Raw genomic sequence first — 18124 nt, 5'->3', positions numbered from 1 at the left:
TCGGAAAAGACCGGGCCGGTTGCGAATTCGAGAAGGTTAGTACCGGACGATGCGGTCATCCCGATCGCGTTCCGGTCCATGGGAGGAGTGGAAATGAAGATCCTGAAATCATTGATGGTCACGGCCGCCGTGTCGTTGGCGCTGATGGCCAATGCCGCACATGCGGAAAACAAGAAGATCGCCCTGGTCGTCAAGGCGCTCGGCATCGGCTTCTTCGAGGCTGCCAACAAGGGCGCGCAGGAAGCCGCAAAGGAACTGGGCGACGTCGAGGTGATCTACACCGGTCCAACGACGACGACCGCTGAAGGCCAGATCGAGGTGATCAACTCGCTGATCGCCCAGAAGGTCGATGCCATCGCTGTTTCCGCCAACGACACCGATGCTCTCGTTCCGGCGCTGAAGAAGGCGATGGATCGTGGCATCAAGGTGATCTCCTGGGATTCCGGGGTCGCCAAGGACGGCCGCCAGATGCACCTCAACCCGTCGTCAAATCCATTGATCGGCAACATGATCATCAAGCTCGCCGCCGACAACCTGCCGGATGGCGGCGATGTCGCCGTGCTCTCGGCTTCGGCGACAGCCACGAACCAGAACACCTGGATCGAGGAAATGAAGAAGGTTCAGGGCAACTACAAGGGCATCAATGTCGTCGCGACCGTCTACGGCGATGACCTTGCCGACAAGTCTTACCGCGAAACGCAAGGGCTCATTCAGTCCTATCCCAACCTGAAGGCGATCATCGCGCCGACCTCGGTCGGTATCGTTGCTGCGGCACAGGCCGTCACCGATGCCGGCAAGATCGGCCAGATCAATGTCACGGGCCTCGGCCTTCCCTCGGAGATGGCCGGTCACGTGAAGTCGGGCGCATCCAAGTCCTTCGCGATCTGGAACCCGATCGATCTCGGCTATTCCGCAACGATGATCGCCTATGATCTCGTCAACGGTGCCGAAGCCAAGCCCGGCGCGGAATTGAAGATGGGCCGCATGGGCGCTGTGAAGCTCGACGACAACAACGAAGGCGCCATGGCCGACCCGTTCGTCTACGACGCCTCGAACGTCGAAGAGTTCGCAAAGATCTTCTGATCGACGAGGGGCGGTTACCTCTCACCCGGCCTGCCGGCCACCTTCTCCCCGTTTGACGGGGAGAAGGGAAACATGCGGCGATGCTCCGCTCCTAATGGGCGTCGGCGTAAGCGGCGACACGCCAACGGGTCCCCTCTCCCCGCGAGCGAGGAGAGGGTTAGGGTGAGGGGCAATTTTGCAGACGTGGCGCCTTGGATGTCAGGCCCACAAATCAGGCGGATGGAATGTGTTGCAGGATACGATCAAATCGCGGATGAAGCCCGCCATTGCGCTTGAAGGCATCTCCAAGTCCTTTCCCGGCGTCAAGGCATTGTCCGACGTTTCGCTGTCGCTCTATCCGGGCTCCGTGACGGCACTCGTCGGTGAGAACGGTGCGGGCAAGTCGACCCTCGTCAAGATATTGACGGGCATCTATCAGCCTGATGGAGGCAGCATCCGCGTTGCGGATGCGGAAACCGCCTTCCCGACCGCGCTTTCTGCTGCAAGGGCAGGCGTAACCGCCATCCATCAGGAAACGGTTCTGTTCGACGAACTGTCCGTCGCTGAAAACATCTTCCTCGGCCATGCCCCGCGCAACCGTTTCGGCCTGATCGACTGGAATAAGCTCAATGCGGATGCACGTGCGCTCTTGCATCGCGCCGGCGCTGATTTCGATCCGACGATCCGGCTGCGCGATCTCGGCATTGCCAAGAAACATCTGGTGGCGATCGCCCGGGCTCTGTCGGTCGATGCCCGCGTCGTGATCATGGACGAACCGACGGCGGCGCTGTCGCACAAGGAAATTCACGAACTCTACGCGCTCGTCGAACGGCTGAAGGCCGACGGCAAGGCGATCCTCTTCATTAGCCACAAATTCGATGAGATCTTCCGCATCGCCGATCGCTACACCGTGTTTCGCGACGGAACGATGGTCGGCGAGGGGCTGATCGCCGATGTCAGTCAGGACGATCTCGTGCGCATGATGGTCGGCCGCGCCGTCGGCTCCGTCTATCCGAAGAAGGACGTAGCCATCGGCGACCCCGTTCTGACAGTCTCCGGCTACCGTCACCCGACCGAGTTCGAGGACATTAACTTTGAACTGAGACGTGGCGAAATTCTTGGCTTCTATGGGCTGATCGGCGCGGGCCGCTCCGAATTCATGCAGTCGCTGATCGGCATCACCCGCCCGTCGGCAGGTGCCATCAGGCTGGATGGCGAAATCCTGGTGATCCGCAATCCGTCCGAGGCGATCAGGAGCGGTATCGTCTATGTGCCAGAGGAGCGTGGGCGTCAGGGCGCGATCATCGGCTTGCCGATCTTCCAGAACGTGACGCTGCCGTCGCTGTCGCGCACCTCGCGCTCCGGCTTCCTCAAACTTGCCAACGAGTTCGCGCTTGCGCGGGAATATACGTCTAGGCTCGATCTGCGGGCCGCCTCCCTCGATCAGGACGTCGGCACGCTTTCGGGCGGCAACCAGCAGAAGGTGGTCATCGCCAAATGGCTGGCGACCAAGCCGAAGGTGATCATTCTTGATGAACCGACCAAGGGCATCGACATCGGCTCCAAGGCCGCGGTGCACGCCTTCATGAGTGAGCTTGCCGCACAGGGCCTCAGCGTCATCATGGTCTCATCGGAAATCCCCGAAATCATGGGCATGTCGGATCGCGTCATCGTCATGCGCGAGGGCCGCATTGTCGGCCGCTTCGAGCGGGAAGAATTGACGGCGGAAAAGCTGGTGCGTGCCGCCGCCGGCATTGCGGAGGCCGCATGATGGCCAAGCTCCTGAAAAACCGTGAACTGCTGCTTGTCGGCGCGATCCTGGTGCTGGTCGTCCTGATCGCCTGGCGCTTCCCGCCCTTCATTGCGCCGACCAATCTGGCACGCGTCTACAACGACACCTCGATCCTCATCATCCTGGCGCTCGGCCAGATGGCCGTGATCCTGACGCGCTGCATCGATCTGTCCATGGCGGCAAACCTGGCGCTTTCCGGCATGGTCGCGGCAATGCTGAACGCCGCGTTCCCCGGCCTGCCGATCCCCGTCATCCTCCTGTCGGCCATAGCGCTCGGCGCGGTGCTCGGGATGATCAATGGGGCGCTGGTCTGGAAACTCGACATCCCGCCGATCGTTGTCACTCTCGGCACGCTGACGATCTATCGCGGCCTGATCTTCCTCTTGACCAACGGCAAGTGGATCAATGCCCACCAGATGAGCGATGCCTTCAAGAGCTTTCCGCGCACTGATCTTGCCGGCATTCCCGTGCTGTCCTGGCTCTCGGTCGTCACGGTCGCGGCGATCTTCCTGGTGATAAGCCGCACGCCGCTCGGGCGGGCCTTCTTCGCCGTCGGCGGCAATCCGCATGCGGCTGTCTATACCGGCATCGACGTCGGCCGGACGCGCTTCTTTGCCTATTGCCTCTCGGGGACGCTTGCCGGGCTGTCCGGCTATCTCTGGGTGTCGCGCTATGCCGTTGCCTATGTCGATATTGCCGCCGGCTTCGAACTCGACATCATCGCCGCCTGCGTCATCGGAGGCATCTCGATCGCCGGTGGCATCGGTTCGGTGCCGGGAGCGGTGCTCGGCGCGCTGTTCCTCGGTGTGATCAAGAACGCTCTGCCGGTCATCAACATCTCGCCCTTTGCCCAGATGGCGATTTCCGGCATGGTCATCATAACGGCCGTTGCCGTCAATGCGCGTGCCGAACGGCGCAAGGGACGCGTCATCCTCAAAAAGGCGGAGGCTGTCTGATGGCAGAAACGCATCTCTCCCCCCGCAACATTCCCGATCGCCTCGAAGGGCGCGGCGCGCGCCTGCTGAAGAGTTGGGAAAGCCTGCTGTTCGTCGTCGCCTGCCTCATCTTCATCGGCAATTCGCTGGCCTCACCCTATTTCCTCGACCCGTGGAACCTGTCCGACGCCACCTTCAACTTCACCGAAAAGGCGATGATCGCCTTCGCCATGGCGCTGGTGATCATTTCAGGCGAGATCGATCTCTCGGTCGCCTCGATCATCGCGCTCGCCTCGACGGCGATGGGTTATGCCGTCCAGCTCGGCTTCGACACGCCGGCGCTGGTGGTTGTCGGACTTTCGGTCGGGCTCGCCTGCGGCGTCGTCAACGGCCTGCTGATCACCGGTCTCGGCCTGCCGTCGATTGTCGTCACTATCGGTACGATGAGCCTGTTTCGTGGCCTCTCCTTCATCATCCTTGGCGATCAGGCCTTCACCGGCTATCCCGGAAGCTTCTCCTGGTTCGGGCAGGGCTATGTCTGGTGGGTGTTCTCGTTCGAGTTCACGCTCTTTGTCGTCCTGGCCGTGATCTATGGCGTCGTGCTGCACAAGACCAATTTCGGCCGCGCCGTCTACGCGATCGGCAACAACCAGACGGCCGCGCTGTTCTCCGGTATCCGCGTCGGCCGCGTGAAGTTCACGCTGTTTCTGCTCACCGGCCTGATGGCGGGGCTTGCCTCGATCTGCCTGACCTCGCGCCTCGGCTCCACCCGACCGTCGATCGCGCTTGGTTGGGAGCTGGAAGTCGTGACCATGGTGGTGCTTGGCGGCGTCAGCATTCTCGGTGGCTCCGGTACCATACCGGGGGTCGTGCTTGCGGCCCTGATCATGGGCATGGTCACCTTCGGCTTCGGGCTCCTGAACGTGCCGGGCATCGTCATGTCGATCTTCATCGGTTTGCTGTTGATCTCGGTGATCGCCCTGCCCATCCTGTGGCGACGCGCCCGCCGCCGTCTTGCCCACTGAGGTTTCCATGGAAAAATACGCCTTCCGTATGCGGCTCAATCCGGGAATGGCCGCCGAATATACCGCACGTCACGATGCCATCTGGCCGGAGCTGGTGACCCTGTTGAAGGAGGCCGGTATTTCGGACTACTCCATCCATCTCGACGAGGAGAACGATCTGCTCTTCGGCGTCCTCTGGCGAGCGGACGACCACGGCATGGCCGATCTGCCCTCCCATCCGGTGATGCGGAAGTGGTGGGCTTATATGGCCGACATCATGGAAACCCGCGAGGATAACGATCCGGTCGCCGTACCGCTCAAAACCGTTTTTCACATGAGCTGACCCGATGCGGATCGTGGGCGTCATTGACATCGGCAAGACCAATGCCAAGGTCGCAGCGGTTGATCTCGATCGCTTCGAAGAGGTTGCCGTGCGCAAGACCGCAAACCGTGTCGTCGCGGGCGAGCCCTATCCGCATTTCGATGTCGAGCGTCTCTGGGCCTTCGTGCTCGATAGCCTGACGGCGCTCCAGGCCGAGCATCCCTTGCAAGCGATCTCGATCACCACCCACGGCGCAACCGCGGTTGTCCTCGACGAGGCCGGCGACCTTGCCTTGCCGGTGCTGGACTATGAATTCGGCGGGCCGGATACCCTGTCGGAAGCCTATGAGGCCGTTCGTCCGCCTTTTGCCGAAACCGGCTCCGCGCGCCTGCCTATGGGCCTGAATGTCGGCGCGCAGCTGTTCTGGCAGCAGCAGACCTTTCCCGACGCCTTCGCCAGGATCGCAACGATCCTGACCTATGCGCAATACTGGACCTTCCGGCTGACCGGCGTGCGCGTCAACGAACTGACCTCGCTCGGTTGCCACACCGACCTCTGGAACCCGACGGAAGGCGCCTTCTCGACGCTGGTGGAAGGCCAGGGCTGGCGGCACCTGTTTGCGCCCGTCCGCAAGGCAGACGATATCGTCGGCAAGCTGCTGCCCGAGCTTTGCCTCGCCACCGGCATTCCCGCGGGTACGCCTATCTACTGCGGCATCCACGATTCCAACGCGTCGTTGCTGCCGCATCTGCTGACCCGAACGACGCCGTTTTCCGTGGTGTCGACCGGCACCTGGGTCGTGATGCTGGCGGTTGGCGCCGCCAAAGTGACGCTCGATGAACATCGCGACACACTGATCAACGTCAACGCTCTCGGCGACCCGGTTCCCTCGGCGCGTTTCATGGGCGGTCGTGCCTTCTCGCTGCTGCTCGGCGACGGCACGACGCCCACCGCGTTTGAAGACGAGGAGGCCGTCATTGCGGCAGGGCACATGCTGTTGCCTTCGCTTCCCGAAGGCTCCGGACCTTTCCCATCCGCCAAGGCGCGCTGGACGGTGGACGAGGAGAAGCTGACGCCGGCCGGCAGGGTCGCCGCCGTTTCTTTCCATCTGGCATTGATGACGGCGACATGCCTCGATCTCATCGGGGCGCGAGGGGATATCGTGGTCGAGGGACCGTTCGCTGCAAACGCCGCCTATTTGCGCATGCTTCAGGCGGCAACGGGGCGCCCGGTCCTTGCCGACAGCCACAACGTGACCGGCACCAGCCTCGGGGCTGCAAGTCTTGTCGACGGCCGCCACGTGCGGACCGGCGTGCAGGCCTTCGCCGGCCCCGTGCCTGAGAGCTTTGTGCACTATGCAGAAAACTGGCGGTCGCTAACGAAAAGCCATGTGCAACAGGCCAATGGCAACCAGTAACGGTGAAATATAGGAGAGTAACGGTGCCGCATGAAGTGCGCGGTTGACGACGATGGCGTTCGTTTTTTCGCTTAGAAAACCGAGCTGCGGTTCGTCGAGCGGTTATGCTCGAGATTGAGCACGATGGATACGGCCATCATTGTCAGGATTGCTGTGAGAGCGGCGCCAATTCCAAGAACAATCATTGTTCGTTTCCCGTCAGCGCATCGTCATGATGTCGCTTTGCTTGCTGCAAAGGTTTCTTCCGCGCGATCTGCGCCCACTTCACGTTCGCTTCGATACGCGAGCGCAAGTAGAAGTACAATTCTAAACTCTTGTGAGTGAAAACCTGTTGAAATTCGGGGTCAATAGTGCGGCATTGCTGCGCCGCAAAAACAGCGCCAGGAAACACCCGGCGAATTTTAGTGATTCCGGTTACAGGCCATCGACCGTTAACCTTCAAGCAAGGAATTAACCATAAACATTGTCCCACACGTCGGAATGGGAAAATTCACAGTCTCCTCAAGGCATGATGCCGCCCCGCCGTACCGGTTCCGGTCCGGTATCGATTCTTCACCGAATTTACTTGCGGGATGGACGATAGCAGACGCCCAAGCGGCGGGGGCTGATCTCATTGATGTGGCGTGCACGTCCGGTGGACCGTGGACCGTCCGGATACTCCCCAGGCAAATTCCAAGCATGCAAAGCCGGGGATTTAGCGTTGAGGCAGGAAGCATCGTCAGAACAGGCAAGGAAGGGCCAGGCAGGCAGTCTGCTGGAGCGCTTGCGCTTTGCCGGGCTCGACGACGAGAGTTGTTCCCGCGTCCGCGACACCAGGCAGAAACTTTCCCCTCGCATCGACGCAGCCCTTCGCGATCTCTTCCAGCGCCTGCAGAGCTATCCCGACGCAGCCCGCCATTTCGACAACGACCGGCAGCTCGATCGCCTGCAGGACATCCAGTCTTCGCACTGGAACGTGCTGACCGATGCCCGCTTTGACGGCCTCTATGCCGAGCGCGTCAAGGTGCTTGCCGACACATCGAACCGCATGGGCCTCGATCCGCGCTGGCAGATGGCAAGCCACGCCGTCGTGCTGGAACACTTGTTGGTCGGCCTCATCGAAGAGGCCTGGCCGAAGTCCTTCCTGCCGATGGGCAGGGGACGTCGCAAGGAACTGTGCGATCTGGTTGCGGCACTAGTCCGTACCGTTTTCGTCGACACCGAGATCGGCGTCTCGCTCCGCTTCAACGCCCTTCGCCAGCAGCATCAGCGCCAGCTCGCCGACCAGCACAGTGCCGACGAGCAGGCGGTAACGACCCTATTCGGCGACTTCGCCAAAGGCTTGAACGACGGCGACCTGGGCGTGCGCCTGTCCGAGAGCGCGCCGGATGCCTACCAGCCGATCGTCGCCAGCTTGAACGCGGCACTCGACACGATCCAGCAGAGCCTGCAGTCCGCCGATCAGCGCGGTCAGGCGGCGGAGACTTTCATTGGCCGTCTGCGCGACGGAGCGGCCGGTTTTTCCGACAAGGCGGCGGCTGAAGCCGATGCCCTCTCGGGTCAGCTCGCAGCGCTTGCCGACATGACCGAACGCATGGCGACGGGCTCGAGCCGCATCAGCGCCACCGAGATCAAAGCCACCGAGACAAGGGTTGCTGTCGAGCGCAGCGGCGAGATTGCCGGCCAGGCAATCTCCGCCATGGCCGACATCGAAGCGTCGGCCGAAAAGATCGGCCAGATCATCGGCGTCATCGACGAGATCGCCTTCCAGACCAACCTGTTGGCGCTGAATGCCGGCATCGAGGCTGCAAGGGCAGGCGACAGCGGCCGCGGCTTTGCCGTCGTCGCCCAGGAAGTGCGCGCGCTGGCGCAGCGCTCCGGCGAAGCGGCACGTGAAATCAAGCAGCTGGTGACGGGCACCAAGGCGCAGGTCGAGACCGGCGTCGAGATCGTCGGTCGCACTCAGGATGCGATCAGCAGCATCGTCCAGCAGGTCACATCGATCAATGCCGCCGTCTCCGGTATCGCCCGTGAGGCGGAACAACAGGTCGGCGATCTCAAGGGCGTTGCCTCTGACATCGGTGCGATTTCGCAGGCCGTGCAGGCAAGTGCCGCGATGGCGGGCGAGACGGTCCGGTCTTCCGACGACCTGCACAATGTCATCGTCGAGCTCGGCGAGACGATCCGCAGGTTCCGCGTTGAACGCCGCCACGCGGCCTCACCAACACCGGCCGCCAGCCAGGGACGCGGCCTCGTGGCTCCTGCGGCGATGGCCGACGATGAAATGGCGGCGCCATTGTTCGACGACGGTCCGCAACGTCAGTTCGCCGGTTGGCAACGCTGATCTCAAGGGCACTCAAGAGTTAGCAGTCGAGGAAAACAGGAATGGCCAGCAAAAAGACCGCTCAGAAGACGCTCAGCCTCGCTCCGGTGTTGGACCTGAACGAAGCGACAGCGCTGCATGAGAAGCTTTTGGGCCTGAAGGGCAGCGATCTCACGATCGACGCCTCGGCGGTCGAGCGGGTTGGAACGCTCTGCGTCCAGGTGCTGATGGCCGGCGCCAAGACTTGGGAAGAGGATCATTTGTCTTTCACCTTCAGCAAGGTGTCGGACGCTTTCGAGAAAACGACACAGCTAATCGGGGTCGATATCGATCACCTGATGGCAAAGGAGATTTGAAGAATGAAAAAGCGAGTTCTGACAGTCGACGACTCCCGGACGATCCGAAACATGCTTCTGGTCACGCTGAACAATGCCGGTTTCGAAACGATCCAGGCAGAGGACGGCGTCGAGGGCCTCGAGGTTCTCGAAGAAGCCAATCCGGATGTCATCGTCACCGACATCAACATGCCGCGTCTCGACGGCTTCGGCTTCATTGAAGGCGTGCGCAAGAACGACCGTTACCGCGCTATCCCGATCCTGGTCCTGACCACGGAAAGCGACGCCGAAAAGAAGAACCGCGCCCGTCAGGCCGGAGCTACCGGCTGGATCGTCAAGCCGTTCGACCCGACCAAACTGATTGATGCAATCGAGCGCGTAACGGCCTGAAGTCCGAGGATAGCCTCCAATGGATATGAACGAAATCAAAGAGATCTTCTTCCAGGAATGCGAGGAACAACTCGCCGAACTGGAATCGGGTCTGCTGAAGCTCAATGACGGCGACCGCGATCCGGAAACGGTCAATGCGGTGTTTCGCGCGGTGCACTCGATCAAGGGTGGCGCCGGCGCTTTCGGGCTCGACGACCTCGTCTCCTTCGCCCACGTGTTCGAGACGACACTTGATTGCGTTCGTTCCAACAGGCTCGACCCCGGTCCTGAGGTTCTGAAGGTGATGCTGAAGTCGGCCGACGTGCTCGCCGACCTGACGAACGCTGCCCGCGATGGCGGTAGCGTCGACGAGGCGCGCAGCCGCCAGTTGATCAAGGAACTCGAGGCGCTTGCCAACGGCGAGGTACCGCAGGCGTCGGCCGCTGCCGAGCCGGTCACCAAGGCCGCCCCGGTTGTAACGGCACCCGTCGCCAACGACGAAGGCTTCCAGCCCGTCGCGTTCTCCTTCGACGATTTCGAGGCAGACGAGCCGGCGCTGATGGAGATGCCGACCTACGAGATCGTCTTCAAGCCGAGATCCGATCTCTACGCCAAGGGCAACGAGGCAACGCTGCTTCTGCGCGACCTTTCCCGCCTTGGCGAGATGAGCATCCATTGCGACATGGACGCGCTTCCGGCGCTCGATCGCCTAAATCCGGAATCCGCCTACTTCTCCTGGAAGATCTCGTTGAAGACGGACAAGGGCGAGGACGCGATCCGCACCGTGTTCGAATTCGCCGAGTGGGATTGCGACCTCGAGATTTTGCTGGTCTCCGATGACACAGCCGCTCCGAGCGAAGAGCTGCCGATGCAGCCGGTGCCGTTCGACCTCTCGATCCTCGACGACGAGCCGGCTGTTTCGGTCGGCGTGATCGAGGAAGAAGAGCAGCTGGCAGCCCGGCAGGCGATCCGCGATGCGGCCGTCTCTGCCGCCGGCACGGCCAGCAACGTGCTGCAGATGGCCCAGTCGACCGCCCGTGCGCCTGTTGAAAAGTCGGCCGGTGCCGCCGCCAGTGCCGCGGCGCAATCCGCAGCCGCGCAGCAGGCAGCCGCATCCGCCGCGACACCGACCATCCGCGTCGATCTCGATCGCGTCGACCGCCTGATCAACCTCGTCGGCGAACTGGTGATCAACCAGGCGATGCTGTCGCAGAGCGTGGTCGAAAACGACGCCAACGGCACCTCGTCGATCAACATGGGCCTCGAGGAGCTGCAGCAGCTCACCCGCGAGATCCAGGACTCGGTGATGGCGATCCGCGCGCAGCCGGTAAAGCCGGTGTTCCAGCGCATGTCGCGCATCGTTCGCGAAATCGCCGACATGACCGGCAAGTCTGTCCGTCTCATCACCGAAGGCGAAAACACCGAAGTCGACAAGACGGTCATCGACAAGCTGGCCGAACCGCTGACGCACATGATCCGCAACGCCGTCGATCACGGCCTCGAAACGCCGGAGAAGCGTCTCGCCGCCGGCAAGAGCGCCGAAGGCACCGTGCGCCTGACGGCCAAGCACCGGTCGGGCCGCATCGTCATCGAGCTTGCCGACGACGGCGCCGGCATCAACCGCGAGAAGGTGCGCCAGAAGGCGATCGACAACGATCTGATCGCCGCCGATGCCAATCTCTCCGACGAGGAGATCGACAACCTGATCTTCCACGCCGGCTTCTCCACCGCCGACAAGATCTCCGACATCTCCGGCCGCGGCGTCGGCATGGACGTGGTCAAGCGCTCGATCCAGGCGCTCGGCGGCCGCATCAACATCTCCTCGAAGCCCGGCCACGGCTCGGTCTTCACCATGAGCCTGCCGCTGACGCTCGCCGTGCTTGACGGCATGGTGGTCACGGTCGCCAACCAGACGCTGGTGGTGCCGCTGACGGCGATCGTCGAGACCTTGCAGCCGGAAGCCGCCGCAATCCATTCGTTCGGCTCCAACCAGCGGCTGATATCGATCCGCAACTCCTTCTGCCCGCTGGTCGACGTCGGTCGCATCCTCAACTTCCGCGCCAGCCAGGCAAACCCGGTCGAAGGCGTCGCACTTCTGGTGGAATCCGAAGGTGGCGGCCAGCGCGCACTGATGGTCGACGCCATCCAGGGCCAGCGCCAGGTCGTCATCAAGAGCCTTGAGGCCAACTACACCCACGTGCCGGGCATCGCTGCGGCGACCATTCTTGGCGACGGTCGGGTGGCGCTCATCCTCGATGTCGACACGATCGTGGCCGCCTCGCGTGGCCATTCGCTGAAGGCTGAAATGTCTCTCGCTGCTGCTGGATGAATGCGATGACCTATGCCGCAAGGAATCTGACCACGGACGGACGAGAGCTGATTGCTTTCCGCGTCGGCGATCAGGAGTTCTGCGTGAACGTGATGTCCGTGCGCGAAATCCGCGGATGGACACCGGCGACTGCAATGCCGCATGCGCCGGCCTATATGCTCGGCATCATCAATCTGCGCGGCGCGGTGCTGCCGATCATCGATCTGTCGGCACGCCTCGGCATGAAGCCGGCCGAGCCGACCGTCCGCCATGTCATCATCGTCGCCCAGGTGAAGAACCAGGTCGTCGGCCTGCTGGTCGATGCCGTCTCCGACATACTGACGATTACCGATGACAAGATCCAGCCGACACCTGATGTCATCTCGTCCGAATTCGAAAGGAGCTTCGCCCGCGGCGTGCTCGCGATCGAAGGCCGGCTGATCTGCCTGATAGAACTCGAATCTGTCTTCCCGCAGGAAGAAAGGGAAGCAGCATGAGAAACCAGGCCATTCTGGAGCAGAAGCAGTCGCCCGATGAATGTTTGGCAAGCGGTGAGTATCCGCTGACGCGCCGCGATCTCAGTGAAATCGCAGCGATGATCTATGCCGATGCCGGCATCTATCTCAACGAGACCAAGGCATCGCTGGTCTATTCCCGCCTGTCGAAGCACATCCGCAACCTCGGTCTCAAGGGCTTCCGCGAGTACTGCCAGCTGGTCTCCTCGCCGGCAGGCGCTGCCGCCCGCCGCGACATGCTCTCGCATCTGACGACGAACTTCACCCGCTTCTTTCGCGAGAATCATCACTTCGAGCATCTGAAGACGGAGGTTCTGCCGGAGCTGATTGCCCGCGCCAAGGCCGGCGGTCGCGTGCGTATCTGGTCTGCGGCGTGCTCGGACGGGCAGGAGCCCTATTCGATCGCGCTGACGGTGCTGTCGCTGCTGCCGAACGCGGCCGATTACGACTTCCGCATTCTCGCGACCGATATCGACCCGAAGATCCTGACGCTGGCACGGGCCGGCGCCTATGATGCCACCGCGCTCGAAACGGTCAATCCGGCCATGCGCAAGCAATGGTTCGACGAGGTCAATGCCGGCGGCCGCTTCAAGTGGCAGATCGACGATCGCGTCAAGCGGCTCATCACCTTCAACGAGCTCAACCTGATGGCCCAATGGCCGTTCAAGGGGCCGTTCGATGTCATCTTCTGCCGCAACGTGGTGATCTATTTCGACGAGCCGACGCAGATGAAGATCTGGTCGCGTTTTGCCGGAATGCTCGGCACCAATGGACATCTCTACATCGGTCATTCCGAGCGCGTGTCGGGCGACGCCAAGTCGCAGTTCGACAATATCGGCATCACCACCTACCGCCATACCGGCAAGTTTCATGGAGGACGGGCATGACCGCACCCGCTCGCGTTCTCGTCGTCGACGACTCCGCCACCATGCGTGGCCTGATCACCGCAGTTCTCAATTCCGATCCCGGCGTGACCGTCGTCGGCCAGGCGGCCGATGCGATGGAAGCGCGCCAGGCGATCAAGCAGCTCGATCCCGATGTCGTCACGCTCGACATCGAGATGCCGAACATGAACGGCCTGGAATTCCTCGACAAGATCATGCGCCTGCGCCCGATGCCGGTCATCATGGTCTCGACGCTGACACACAAGGGTGCCGAGGCGACGATTGCAGCACTTGAAATCGGTGCGTTCGATTGCGTCGGAAAACCCCTTCCGGGCGATCCGAACCCCTTCGGCGATCTGATCGACAAGGTGAAGGCCGCAGCCCGCTCGCAGCGAAAGTTCATCATCACCGGCAACAAGGCGGCAGCGCCGACGGCGGCCAATGTCAACGGTGCCTCGGAATATCGGGCAGGGCGCAAGATCATCGCCATCGGCGCTTCCACCGGCGGCGTCGAGGCCCTGATCACCGTGTTGCAGAAGTTCCCGCCGAACTGCCCGCCGACTGTGATCACACAGCATATGCCGCACACCTTCACCAAGAGCTTTGCCGAGCGGCTCAATCGCCTGTGCGCACCGACGGTGCAGGAAGCAACCGATGGCGCACGCCTCGAAATCGGCAAGGTCTATCTGGCCCCGGGCGGCGAGCGCCACCTGCAGGTCTCCAATCCGACGGCGCCTTGCTGCCGTCTGGTCGATCGGGATCCGGTCAACGGCCACCGTCCTTCGGTCGACGTGCTGTTCGATTCGGTCGCCGAACTTGCCGGTCGCAATGCGATCGGCGTCATTCTGACTGGCATGGGCCGTGACGGCGCATCCGGTCTCCTGAAAATGCGGCATGCCGGGGCAAAGACCTTCGGACAAAACGAAAAGACGTGTGTCGTCTACGGTATGCCGAGAGTTGCCTATGAATTGGGCGCCGTCGAAACGCAGCTCCCCCTCGGTTCCATCGGGGAGGAGATACTGAAGACCGCGGCGTTCCGGAAGGAAGGAAGCGAATAATGTCCATCGCCGAAAAAATAAAAGTTCTGATCGTCGACGATCAGGTCACGAGCCGCCTGCTTTTGGGCGACGCCCTGCAGCAGCTGGGCTTCAAGCAGATCACCGCCGCCGGTGATGGGGAACAGGGCATGAAGATCATGGCCCAGAACCCGCATCACCTTGTCATCTCCGACTTCAACATGCCGAAGATGGATGGCCTTGGCCTGCTTCAGGCAGTGCGGTCGAACCCGGCTACCAAGAAGGCGGCCTTCATCATTCTGACGGCGCAGGGCGACCGCGCGCTGGTCCAGAAGGCGGCAGCGCTCGGAGCCAACAACGTGCTGGCCAAGCCGTTCACGATCGAAAAGATGAAGGCCGCGATCGAAGCCGTATTTGGGGCATTGAAATGAACATGGAAGCCGTCGGCAAGCGCGTGCATGTCATTCAGGGCGAGTACAAGGTCTTCAACGATCCCAATGTGGTGTTGTCGACCATTCTCGGTTCCTGCGTGGCCGCGTGCATGCGCGATCCCGTGGTCGGAGTCGGCGGCATGAATCATTTCCTGCTGCCGGGATCGGCGTCGTCGCCCGCTTCCGGCGGCGATGCGACCCGCTATGGGGTCCATCTCATGGAACTGCTGATCAACGGTCTGTTGAAGCAGGGCGCCCGGCGTGATCGGCTCGAGGCCAAGATCTTCGGCGGCGCCAAGACCATCGCCCGGTTTTCGAATGTCGGTGAGCAGAATGCCGCCTTTGCCCGGCAGTTCCTGCTTGACGAAGGCATCCGCATCGTCGGCGAGAGCACCGGCGGTGAACACGGCCGCAAGCTCGAATACTGGCCGTCGTCGGGACGCGCCCGTCAGTACGCACTGACAGGGGTGGAAACCCAGCGCACGGTCCAGCTGGAAGAGCGCCCGGTGATCGCGCCACGTCCGGTCGAAAGCTCCATCGAATTCTTCTGATCCTGCGGGGCATGCTCCGCAGGCGAACCACACGCCTGCACTATCGTCAGAAAAACCACGTGAGAACCGACAATGCAGACTGACTACCAGGGCCACATGCCGCACGTGGAAGAATCGCTGCCCGAAGTGTTGATGCGCGTCGTCACCGAACTTCACGACGTCGCCTATCTCATCGAACGGATCGAGCCTCAGCTGCTCGGCGGTCGGGGCGCCTCGGCACTCGACAATCGCGACGAGATGATGGTGCTGCAGGGCATCGATCTGGCCGTGCAGAAGACCCGCGGCCTGGCCGAGTTCATCGACACGATCACCGCCGTGATCCCCGATACCTGCCTCGTCGACGTGACCACGGCTGTTAGCCTGGTCAAGCTCGCCGACATGAAGAAGGCGCTGGGCAACGGCATGTTGCGTCACGGCCATTCGCAGCCGCTGACCAAGGCGGCGGGCGACTTTGAGGCGTTCTAAAGCCTTCCCAGGAAAAGTGCGGAGCGGTTTTCCGTCAGGGAACGCGTAAAAACAAAGAGAGCGTTTCCGCGCCCCGTTTAAGATGGACGCGCTCTTTTAAGATGGAAGCGCTCTGGCCTTTGGGCTGCATCGTCCGTCGGTGCAGCCAGATTTCTCTACAGCTATATCCCCCGATTTCCCCGAGACTGGCGGCGAAAGCCAAGTTCGCGCAAGTTTCGTTTCCTACGGTCCCGATCGGGGCTGATGGATTCGTGTGTGTTGGAAGTCGTTGCGGGGCACGCGACACCCACCAAACCCAAAATGTTGGAACTGCGCAGGGCGCTCGTCGGATGACCGGCTCGAATGTCCTGCGATACTGGGTGCGGAAACAGAATGAGTCTGTTGAATCAATTTTCGATGTTCACGAAGAACCTCGCCAGTCTGGGGCAAGGCAAGCTGATAGCGCTGGCGGCCGCCGGCATTGTCGCTGTCGGCATGGTCCTGGGGGCCGGTATCTACGTCAACAGGCCATCGTTCGAGACGCTCTATGTCGGGCTTGAGCGAAGCGACGTCACTCAAATCAGCATTGCGCTTGCAGAAGCCAACATCGACTTCAACGTCGGTGCGGATGGCGGCAGCATCCAGGTTCCCGTCGGCATGACCGGCAAGTCCCGTCTGCTCCTGGCCGAGCGCGGCCTGCCGAGCAGCGCCAATGCCGGCTACGAACTCTTCGACAATGTCGGCTCGCTCGGTCTGACCTCCTTCATGCAGGAAGTCACCCGGGTTCGCGCGCTTGAAGGCGAAATCGGCCGCACCATCCAGCAGATCTCCGGTATCGCCGCCGCCCGCGTCCACATCGTGATGCCTGAGCGTGGCAGCTTCCGTAAGGCAGACCAGAACCCGACCGCCTCGGTGATGATCCGCGCCAGCGCCACGGTCGGCCGCAATGCCGCAGCCTCCATCCGCCATCTCGTCGCCTCGTCCGTACCGGGGCTCGACTTCGATGACGTGACCATCCTCGATTCGACCGGCCAGCTTCTCGCCTCTGGCGACGATCCGGCCAACAGCGCCCTCAACCAGTCGCTGGGCGTGGTGCAGAATGTCCAGACCGAGCTTGAGAAGAAGATCGACAACGCGCTCGCCCCATTCCTCGGCATGGACAACTTCCGCACCAGCGTTACGGCTCGTCTGAACACCGACACGCAGCAGATCCAGGAAACGATGTTCGATCCGGAATCGCGCGTCGAACGCTCCACCCGTGTCACCAAGGAAGAGCAGAAGTCCAGCCAGCAGCAGCCGGACAATGCCGCAACCGTACAGCAGAACATCCCGCAGGCCGCTCCGCGCGGCGGTGCCGGCCCGCAGTCGAACGACCAGGCCGAGAAGAAGGAAGAACAGACCAACTACGAGATCAACAGCAAGACGATCGCCACCGTGAAGAACAGCTACACGGTCGAGCGCCTGTCGATTGCGGTGGTCGTCAATCGCGGCCGCCTTGCCGCCATGGTCGGTGAGCCGGTCGATCAGGCAAAGATCGATGCCTATCTTCAGGAGATGCAGAAGATCGTATCGTCAGCCGCCGGCATTGATGCGAACCGTGGCGACGTGGTGACGTTGAACGCCATGGACTTCGTCGAGACGCAGTTGCTTGACCAGGCCATCTCGGGTCCGGGTCTCATGGAGACGCTGACGCGCAATCTTGGCGGCATCATCAACGCGCTCGCCTTCGTCGTCGTCGCCTTCCTGGTGGTCTGGATGGGCATGCGGCCGCTGGCTCGGCAGCTCGGCCTTGGCGGAAGCTCCGGCCAGCTCGCCAACGAATCCGCCGGTCTCGAACTGCCCGATTTCTCCCCTGCGACAGCAGGTGCCGGTGGCGCCCTCATGGACGGCTTCGGCTCCGACTTCGGCTTCGACAGCACCGACGATCTGCTCAGCATGGGCGAAGACGCAGGCGCCTTCAACCGTCGCGTCAAGGAAGGACCGGAAAGGCGCCTTGCACGCATGGTCGAGATCAGCGAAGAGCGCGCCGCAAAGATCCTGCGCAAATGGGCTCTCGAGAAAGCCGCCTGATCACACACAGAAATCGTCTGATAGTGACAAATCCCGCCGCATCGGCGGGATTTTTCGTTTCGCAGGCGTTGCGGGTGCAGCGCTCTTGCCGTCGTGTCCCGTGCAAATATTGTGCGAGTCTCGGCGGTTGCCGGTATCGGCCGCTGAATCCACGGTAAGAATCGTTGTGCCGTCGCCCGAGTCATGGGTGCGGCCCGCGATTGTAATACTTTAACGAGATCTTAATTTTTAGATTCCGCCGTTGCTGCCCGGGTGCGGAAGGTGGGCCGGTTTACTGCGTCTGCCATCGTCAATACACAGATAAATTGGAATATAAATTGGGTTATTCGATAATAATTCTCGACGTATTCGAGTTTTATATATTGAT

The 18124-nt window shown here is 61.8% G+C and carries 18 protein-coding genes; 17 read left to right on the top strand and 1 reads right to left on the bottom strand.

All coding sequences use genetic code 11. From position 1 onward, the window contains the following. Positions 1–93: 93 nt before the first annotated feature. From rhaS to ASD00_RS00185, 6 genes are all read left to right on the top strand, one after another. Positions 94–1083 carry a rhamnose ABC transporter substrate-binding protein gene (gene rhaS / locus ASD00_RS00210; protein ID WP_025425888.1) on the top strand — a complete coding sequence of 330 codons (990 nt, stop codon included), beginning with the start codon at positions 94–96 and terminating at the stop codon, positions 1081–1083. Positions 1084–1336: 253 nt separating this feature from the next. After that, positions 1337–2833: a sugar ABC transporter ATP-binding protein gene (locus ASD00_RS00205; RefSeq protein ID WP_025425889.1), complete on the top strand. Its 1497-nt coding sequence runs from the start codon at positions 1337–1339 to the stop codon at positions 2831–2833. After that, complete coding sequence (locus ASD00_RS00200) at positions 2830–3810, top strand: ABC transporter permease (RefSeq protein ID WP_025425890.1); 981 nt, start codon at positions 2830–2832, stop codon at positions 3808–3810. The genes ASD00_RS00205 and ASD00_RS00200 overlap by 4 nt, the downstream gene beginning before the upstream one ends. Beyond that, complete coding sequence (locus ASD00_RS00195) at positions 3810–4814, top strand: ABC transporter permease (protein ID WP_025425891.1); 1005 nt, start codon at positions 3810–3812, stop codon at positions 4812–4814. The genes ASD00_RS00200 and ASD00_RS00195 overlap by 1 nt, the downstream gene beginning before the upstream one ends. Before the next feature lie 7 nt (positions 4815–4821). Next, entirely contained in the window at positions 4822–5136 is a 315-nt protein-coding gene (rhaM, locus tag ASD00_RS00190; protein ID WP_057204235.1) for an L-rhamnose mutarotase, read from the top strand. Positions 5137–5140: 4 nt separating this feature from the next. Continuing rightward, entirely contained in the window at positions 5141–6532 is a 1392-nt protein-coding gene (locus ASD00_RS00185; RefSeq protein ID WP_057204233.1) for an FGGY-family carbohydrate kinase, read from the top strand. Positions 6533–6713: 181 nt separating this feature from the next. Here ASD00_RS00185 and ASD00_RS41270 read toward each other — a convergent pair whose 3' ends face one another. Continuing rightward, positions 6714–6974 carry a hypothetical protein gene (locus ASD00_RS41270; RefSeq protein ID WP_146160866.1) on the bottom strand — a complete coding sequence of 87 codons (261 nt, stop codon included), beginning with the start codon at positions 6972–6974 and terminating at the stop codon, positions 6714–6716. Between the two features lie 258 nt (positions 6975–7232). Between ASD00_RS41270 and ASD00_RS00175 the strand changes: the two genes are divergently transcribed. The 11 genes from ASD00_RS00175 to fliF all read left to right on the top strand — a co-directional run bounded on the left by ASD00_RS00175 (position 7233) and on the right by fliF (position 17757). After that, positions 7233–8855 carry a globin-coupled sensor protein gene (locus ASD00_RS00175; RefSeq protein ID WP_025425895.1) on the top strand — a complete coding sequence of 541 codons (1623 nt, stop codon included), beginning with the start codon at positions 7233–7235 and terminating at the stop codon, positions 8853–8855. 41 nt (positions 8856–8896) lie between these two features. Beyond that, positions 8897–9190 carry an STAS domain-containing protein gene (locus ASD00_RS00170; protein WP_025425896.1) on the top strand — a complete coding sequence of 98 codons (294 nt, stop codon included), beginning with the start codon at positions 8897–8899 and terminating at the stop codon, positions 9188–9190. A 3-nt stretch (positions 9191–9193) separates the two neighbouring features. Beyond that, complete coding sequence (locus ASD00_RS00165; protein ID WP_025425897.1) at positions 9194–9559, top strand: response regulator; 366 nt, start codon at positions 9194–9196, stop codon at positions 9557–9559. A gap of 19 nt (positions 9560–9578) precedes the next feature. Beyond that, complete coding sequence (locus ASD00_RS00160) at positions 9579–11867, top strand: chemotaxis protein CheA (protein WP_025425898.1); 2289 nt, start codon at positions 9579–9581, stop codon at positions 11865–11867. Between the two features lie 5 nt (positions 11868–11872). Then, positions 11873–12343 carry a chemotaxis protein CheW gene (locus tag ASD00_RS00155; protein ID WP_025425899.1) on the top strand — a complete coding sequence of 157 codons (471 nt, stop codon included), beginning with the start codon at positions 11873–11875 and terminating at the stop codon, positions 12341–12343. Then, positions 12340–13248, top strand: coding sequence for a protein-glutamate O-methyltransferase CheR (gene cheR / locus ASD00_RS00150; RefSeq protein WP_025425900.1), 909 nt, complete (start codon positions 12340–12342; stop codon positions 13246–13248). The genes ASD00_RS00155 and cheR overlap by 4 nt, the downstream gene beginning before the upstream one ends. Next, a complete protein-coding gene (locus tag ASD00_RS00145) occupies positions 13245–14303 on the top strand; it encodes a chemotaxis response regulator protein-glutamate methylesterase (RefSeq protein WP_025425901.1) in 1059 nt (352 codons plus the stop codon). Before cheR ends, ASD00_RS00145 begins: the two co-directional genes overlap by 4 nt. Further along, positions 14303–14692 (top strand): response regulator, encoded by a 390-nt coding sequence (locus ASD00_RS00140; protein WP_025425902.1) that lies wholly within the window; start codon positions 14303–14305, stop codon positions 14690–14692. Before ASD00_RS00145 ends, ASD00_RS00140 begins: the two co-directional genes overlap by 1 nt. After that, on the top strand, positions 14689–15243 hold the full coding sequence (gene cheD, locus ASD00_RS00135; RefSeq protein WP_025425903.1) for a chemoreceptor glutamine deamidase CheD: 555 nt from the start codon (positions 14689–14691) through the stop codon (positions 15241–15243). Before ASD00_RS00140 ends, cheD begins: the two co-directional genes overlap by 4 nt. Positions 15244–15315: 72 nt before the next feature. Then, entirely contained in the window at positions 15316–15708 is a 393-nt protein-coding gene (locus ASD00_RS00130) for a hypothetical protein (protein WP_025425904.1), read from the top strand. A gap of 372 nt (positions 15709–16080) precedes the next feature. After that, positions 16081–17757 carry a flagellar basal-body MS-ring/collar protein FliF gene (gene fliF, locus ASD00_RS00125; RefSeq protein ID WP_057204230.1) on the top strand — a complete coding sequence of 559 codons (1677 nt, stop codon included), beginning with the start codon at positions 16081–16083 and terminating at the stop codon, positions 17755–17757. Positions 17758–18124: the final 367 nt, after the last annotated feature.

The organism is Ensifer sp. Root31 (assembly GCF_001424825.1).
GTDB lineage: Bacteria > Pseudomonadota > Alphaproteobacteria > Rhizobiales > Rhizobiaceae > Ensifer > Ensifer canadensis.
This window is presented reverse-complemented; position numbering and strand designations above follow the sequence as displayed.

What these genes read in the sequence shown, in the direction of transcription:
- rhaS (WP_025425888.1), top strand. Translation starts at nt 94, where the DNA reads ATGAAGATCCTGAAATCATTGATGGTCACGGCCGCCGTGTCGTTGGCG.
- ASD00_RS00165 (WP_025425897.1), top strand. Translation starts at nt 9,194, where the DNA reads ATGAAAAAGCGAGTTCTGACAGTCGACGACTCCCGGACGATCCGAAAC.
- ASD00_RS00185 (WP_057204233.1), top strand. Translation starts at nt 5,141, where the DNA reads ATGCGGATCGTGGGCGTCATTGACATCGGCAAGACCAATGCCAAGGTC.
- ASD00_RS00170 (WP_025425896.1), top strand. Translation starts at nt 8,897, where the DNA reads ATGGCCAGCAAAAAGACCGCTCAGAAGACGCTCAGCCTCGCTCCGGTG.
- ASD00_RS00130 (WP_025425904.1), top strand. Translation starts at nt 15,316, where the DNA reads ATGCAGACTGACTACCAGGGCCACATGCCGCACGTGGAAGAATCGCTG.
- ASD00_RS00200 (WP_025425890.1), top strand. Translation starts at nt 2,830, where the DNA reads ATGATGGCCAAGCTCCTGAAAAACCGTGAACTGCTGCTTGTCGGCGCG.
- cheD (WP_025425903.1), top strand. Translation starts at nt 14,689, where the DNA reads ATGAACATGGAAGCCGTCGGCAAGCGCGTGCATGTCATTCAGGGCGAG.
- ASD00_RS00160 (WP_025425898.1), top strand. Translation starts at nt 9,579, where the DNA reads ATGGATATGAACGAAATCAAAGAGATCTTCTTCCAGGAATGCGAGGAA.
- fliF (WP_057204230.1), top strand. Translation starts at nt 16,081, where the DNA reads ATGAGTCTGTTGAATCAATTTTCGATGTTCACGAAGAACCTCGCCAGT.
- ASD00_RS00155 (WP_025425899.1), top strand. Translation starts at nt 11,873, where the DNA reads ATGACCTATGCCGCAAGGAATCTGACCACGGACGGACGAGAGCTGATT.
- ASD00_RS00205 (WP_025425889.1), top strand. Translation starts at nt 1,337, where the DNA reads ATGAAGCCCGCCATTGCGCTTGAAGGCATCTCCAAGTCCTTTCCCGGC.
- ASD00_RS00195 (WP_025425891.1), top strand. Translation starts at nt 3,810, where the DNA reads ATGGCAGAAACGCATCTCTCCCCCCGCAACATTCCCGATCGCCTCGAA.
- cheR (WP_025425900.1), top strand. Translation starts at nt 12,340, where the DNA reads ATGAGAAACCAGGCCATTCTGGAGCAGAAGCAGTCGCCCGATGAATGT.
- ASD00_RS00140 (WP_025425902.1), top strand. Translation starts at nt 14,303, where the DNA reads ATGTCCATCGCCGAAAAAATAAAAGTTCTGATCGTCGACGATCAGGTC.
- ASD00_RS00145 (WP_025425901.1), top strand. Translation starts at nt 13,245, where the DNA reads ATGACCGCACCCGCTCGCGTTCTCGTCGTCGACGACTCCGCCACCATG.
- rhaM (WP_057204235.1), top strand. Translation starts at nt 4,822, where the DNA reads ATGGAAAAATACGCCTTCCGTATGCGGCTCAATCCGGGAATGGCCGCC.